The organism is Bartonella sp. CL436QHHD (assembly GCF_042195105.1).
In the GTDB taxonomy this organism is placed as follows: Bacteria; Pseudomonadota; Alphaproteobacteria; order Rhizobiales; family Rhizobiaceae; genus Bartonella.
The window spans coordinates 1-5,449 of record NZ_JBHINR010000003.1; the positions used below are offsets into that span (position 1 = coordinate 1).

General features: G+C 37.2%; 2 protein-coding genes and 1 pseudogene. All 3 read left to right on the forward strand.

Annotation, left to right across the window (positions count from 1 at the left end; all coding sequences use genetic code 11):
• Window positions 1–427 precede the first annotated feature (427 nt).
• Window positions 428–2,992, forward strand: coding sequence for a BafA family autotransporter (gene bafA, locus ACFIKN_RS00915; protein WP_273791124.1), 2,565 nt, complete (start codon window positions 428–430; stop codon window positions 2,990–2,992).
• Between the two features lie 282 nt (window positions 2,993–3,274).
• Window positions 3,275–3,566, forward strand: a pseudogene (locus tag ACFIKN_RS00920) (integrase arm-type DNA-binding domain-containing protein); the annotation flags it as partial.
• A gap of 259 nt (window positions 3,567–3,825) precedes the next feature.
• On the forward strand, window positions 3,826–5,449 hold a 1,624-nt coding region (locus ACFIKN_RS00925; protein ID WP_375657764.1), incomplete at its 3' end, for a pertactin-like passenger domain-containing protein.

A 5,449-nucleotide genomic window follows, 5' to 3' on the forward strand; every position in this document is an offset into this window, starting at 1 on the left:
ATATTAAAGGGCGTAAAACAAAACAGTCCCTTCAGGGAATTATAGGTGTACGCTATAGTTTCTAAATATATGGTTATTTTTTAGTTATCTTTAAATATATGATTGTTTTTAAAGGTCTTTAATTAAAGGTTCAGAGAACAATTTTTCAGAGCACGCAGCTTCGTTGTTCATGATAAACTGTATACCCTTATATACTTGATTATACATTACTTTTTATCTTTGATAAGAAAACTCCGAGAAAATGCTAAAGAAGCACTATAAGAGCGCTCTTATATTCTTGATCAAAAAAGTATTTAAAAACTATAAAGAACGGTTTTTTATGAGATAAGGAGGATTTTTAAGAAGGATTGTTGCAATCTAAGGTTGAAAATATATTTTGTAGAGCTAATTACGTTTAGTGTCTATGCAGGCGTGAAGGGGGGAGGATATGGCTCTACAATATAAATGGAAACGACATTGTTGGATACTCATGTTGAGCAGCTGTTTTGTGCAAGCTGCTGCTGCAAATGAGGGGGGAACAGCACTTTTTTGTCAATCTTCAAGTTATGAAAATGATAAAGTATTTCAAGATCAATACAATGAGGATATGAAAACAGGCAGATGCATACTTGGAGCCTCTAATGATGCCATGGTAAGAACGCGCAATGAATTAGACTTTTTGAAAAAGCCTAGCGATTTTATCATGGATAAGGGTGCTAGAGTGTTTGCGAGTCAACAGGAACTTGACAGTAGTCATCGTGACAATGCTGGATATAATGCACAAGAACAAAATACTGCGTTTCTTAAAAAGCCTGAACTTATCTCCATTAAAGATGGGGCAATTTTAGAAAATTATATCCTTGATAATGAAGGTAAAGCATACATTTCAAATGATGGTGAGATTGATAGTCCAGGGCGATCCATTAATAACACTGTAAGGAATGGTGCAGAGCTTTATGTGTATGCAGGAGGACTCAGTGAGAATAGTAAAATTGAACATGGTGGAATTGAAAATGTTCAGGCTTTGAAGGGAAAACAAGGTTTTTCGAAAAATGCTGTTGTTGAAGAAGGCGGACACCAAAGTGTTGGAAATGGAGGAAAAGTAGAAGGGACTAAAATTTATGGTGGTGAGCAGCTTGTTTTCGGCGAGGGGGATATTGGAGGAGAGATTAAAGGGAGTAGTGCTTCTCATACTGTCATTTATGGTCAAGATGAAACACTAGGCCAACAAAAAGTATATGATGGCGGAAAAGTTTGGAATACGAAAGTTATGCGAGGGGGTGTCCAAGAGGTTGGAAAAAAGTCTCAAAGTGCAAAAAATGGTGGTTTTGCATTTGACACAGAAGTTTTTGGTGGTGGTAAACAACGTATCTTAAAAGGCGGTCAGGCTATTGGAGTCACTTTAAATGAGAGTGCTATTCAGGAAATATATACTGATGGATCTGTAAAGAATCTAACAATGAATGATCAAACAAAATCATGGGTGCATGCTGGAGCAACATTAGAAGGCAAGACACAGGTAAACCATTCTGGGCAGATCCATCTTTATGCTGGGAATGATCAACAACGCACCACAGTAGAAGATATTATTTTAAATGGAAAAGATACAAAACTGTACTCTGTTACTGATGAGTTTGATGGAAAAAGTTCTTTGATACAAAAATTAAGTGGTGAAGGGAGTGTTATTTTTTCGTTTACAGGTTCTGATCCATATTATTCTCAGCTTCATGTGAATAATCTTTCAGGAAATTTACATTTCGCGTTCAATACTACGATTGCCCATAACCGTGGTGATTATCTCTTGGTTGAGAAAGGCGCTGGGAAACATACAATAAGTGTTGCTGATTCTGGAGTTGAAATCACGGATCCTTTTTCAAATAAGCGTGATTTAATTACGGATCAAAGTGGTGGTGCGCATTTTACGCTGACAGATCTTAAGGGTGAAAAAATTAACGCCATTGATGGTGGAACTTATATGTATGATTTGAAAGAAAGAAAGGATGAAAATGGGAAAGTTTGGTTTTTATCGGCAGACCGCCTCAGTGGACCAGAGCCTTCTATGCCAGATCCGACAGATCCTTTTTTTCCTGGTGAAACATCAACAACCCCCTCTACAGATGCAGTGTTAACGTTGTCCGTAGTCCCTGGACTTATTTTTAATAATGAGTTGCAAGTTGTACGGAATGGTAGAAAAATTTGGGACAGAAATAAGAAAGATATCGAACTATGGACTTATGGGATTAAGAGCAGAGAACGTGTTGCGACAGGCCATACACACTTTAAGCTTGGGCAGACAGGTTTAGTCTTTGGTGCTGATCAGTTGAGTGAATTAAGGCATGGAGAGTTGTATGTTGGTGGTTTTGGGAGTTATGATCAAGCACGTGTTTCTCATGCACGAGGTGGTGATAGTGATTTGAGCTCTTATAGCATTGGAACTTACGCAACTTATTTTGATCATCGTGGATGGTATATGGATGGTGTTTTGAAATATAATTATTACCGAGATAATTTAAAAGCCATCTCAACGAATGGTTTAGCTATTCAAAGTCATTACAATCAGTGGGCGATAGGTGGATCATTTGAGATTGGCTGTTATTTTGAACCGGCACAGAATACTTGGATGCAGCCTTATATCAAGCTAACAGGTTTGCAGGTTGAAGGTAAAAGAATAAAACTTTCCAATGAAATGATAGGTGATCTAAGCCCATTAAATTCATTCCGCAGTGAAGTTGGATTGACTGCAGGACATGAATTTTTTGTGAATTCAGAAACTTCATTAACAGCTTACATTATGGCAGCTTGGTTGCGTGAGAATATAAATAATAATTATACGACAATTAATAAGCAGTATAAATTTATTACAGATTTATCAGGCAGTGCGGGTAAATTGGGAATTGGTTTAAACGGTACGGTCAATGATAAACTAACACTTTATGCGGAAGCACATTATCTAAAAGGACATAAGATTAAGAATGCTCTTCAAGGTATTTTAGGATTACGCTATAGTTTCTAAATATGTGTGTACACGGCTGATTAATTTTACAAATGTAATTGTTTTGCAAGCTTAAACAGATAACGCTCGATTTTGTCTTCTCGAGAGTGTAGAGATCTACTCAAACAGTAAGGGTATCTTTATACTCTCTCTTTTAAAGGCAACATACTGAATTTATAATAATAATTCATTTCTATGCATGTTGAATGAGAGTCCCGAGTATCATAGGATTCTCTCATTCCAAATCTGTTTATGTTGAATCAATCAAAATTATTCGCCTAGCACATCACAAGCGGGATGAACATGTGGATAAAAACTATACAAGAAAAGAGTAAAAATGTCTCTTATGAATCTTCTCTAGTGTCAAGGGCTATCATAACATTAGGATGGCAAAGTGTATGATGATATCGGCTCGCTTCTTCATAAGCGTAAAGATTGGGGACGCAATGGCTTTACCGGTATACCATTCATGGGATGACGTCGCGAAATGGGTTCGGGTGCGTTGAGAGATGTCTCTTTAAAACAAGCGCGTGAATGTACAATCCAAAGGCGTTTTGTGTTCCGTGAAGGACGTGACCTCGTTAGGCACGAGCATTTTGTTCATCTAACTTCAAATATTGAAAATTGTTCCTTGAACTCAAGTAAACAATTTGAATTTTATTAAGATTTTCAGCCGTAAGTTAGAACTTTCTAGTGGATTTTATAGAAACACAACTTAAAGTTGTTTATATTAAAAAATACACTTAAAAAGTGTTTTTTAAACATAAATAAAACACATTACGATACAATCTAAGGCGAGTTACCTACGTAGCCGTGGGATATTTTTCTAAATAATTGAGAGTGGAGTGTCGATAATGCAGTATAAACATAAGTTGAGTTTTTCAGTATTGATGATCAGTAGTTGTCTTGTACAAGTTGCAAGTGCAGTTGAAAACAGGAATGAAGAGTTAAAAAGATTAGAAAATGTGGAAAGTGGAGGGAAGGTACCAAAAGGTTCAGCACTGATTACAACCCTTTTCAACAATAATGTTAAGATCGAAGGTGGTGGTGTTGAAATTGTTGAAAATGGAGCAACTTCTGTAGGTGCTACTATTGAAAAAGGAGGGATGCAAATAGTTACACGTGGAGGAAATGCAATAGATGCTAAAATCCTTGGAGGTAAGCAGTTTATTCATGAAGAAAAAGGTCTTGATCTTATAAGCGTGGAGAGAAAAAGTAGTGCATATAAATCCACAGTTTCTGGTGGCAGTGGAGCAGTGGGACAGCAGAATGTGTATGATGGAGCGTGGGTTTGGAATACGAAAGTGGTAGATAACGGAGAACAAAACCTTTATGCAGGAGAAAGAAAAGAGGGGGGAAAATCAATGTATGCTGAGGTCTCTGGAAATGGGAGACAGCACGTCTTAGCGTTAGGAGAATCTTTTGCTACTAATTTGAAAGATCATGCTATTCAAGTTGTATATCCTGAAGGGTTTGTGGATGGTCTGACTGTTAACAACTTTGCTAAGTCATGGTTCCATGTTGGTATAAAAGATGTCGTTGGAGAAGTAATGGTCAATGATCACGGAGAACTTTATTTATTCGCTGGTGATAGGACAAATCATACGACTAAGAAAAAAATTCCTATAAAGGACAGAGTTGAAGAAACAATATTTGAGGTTGGTGAACGGAATATAGGAGAAAAACCTCAGATTGAAATTGAAGATTTAGGGGGGCAGGATGGGACTATTATTTTTACTTCTATACCGTATGATCCACAACATATTTCACTTCACGTTGAGAAACTTTCAGGAAGTTTGCATTTTCGATTCAATATTAGTGCTACGGGGGATGCAAGTGATTACTTGTCGATTGATGAAGGTTCGGGTAATCACAAAATAAGCGTTGCAGATTCTGGTCGTGAAATTACAGGTCCTATCTCTCAGAAAAATGGTTGGGCTACAGAGATTAATTTAGTTACTGATAAATTAGGAGGCGCTAATTTTACTCTGGAAGATCTTTCGGGTAATTATATTACAGCTGTTGATGGTGGAGCTTATCAGTATGTTTTACGAAAGAGAGAAAGATGTGCTGATTCTAGTGGTTATTCTACAATTTGGTATTTAAGTTCTGCCTCTGAAAGTACGACACGTTCGAATACTGAAACACAGTGTGTAAACAAGAAAACGAAGATTCCTCTTGCATTGTTTGATCAAAGTGCTTCTTCTAGAGGAAAAAATACCGGTTCTCGTAAACCTACTAAAAAACAACTAGCTAAACCACGGCCTCCACGTCATTTAAGAGAAGTGCAGAATGTCTCTAGTGTTTCTGTATCTCCCTCTCAAGAAAATCAGAATCGTCTGGTGTTTCCTCTAGTCAGTTCTCATCCTCTTTCTGCTGAAGAGCAACAAACTGCTGTTTCAGAATCTTCTCACTCTTTAGCCGATCAGATGATTGTGCGTCCAGTTCATAAAGAACAGCCTTCTCCACAATTGAGTG

Bases quoted from the DNA above. Each gene is read 5' to 3' on its own strand.
- bafA (WP_273791124.1), top strand. From the start codon at position 428: ATGGCTCTACAATATAAATGGAAACGACATTGTTGGATACTCATGTTG.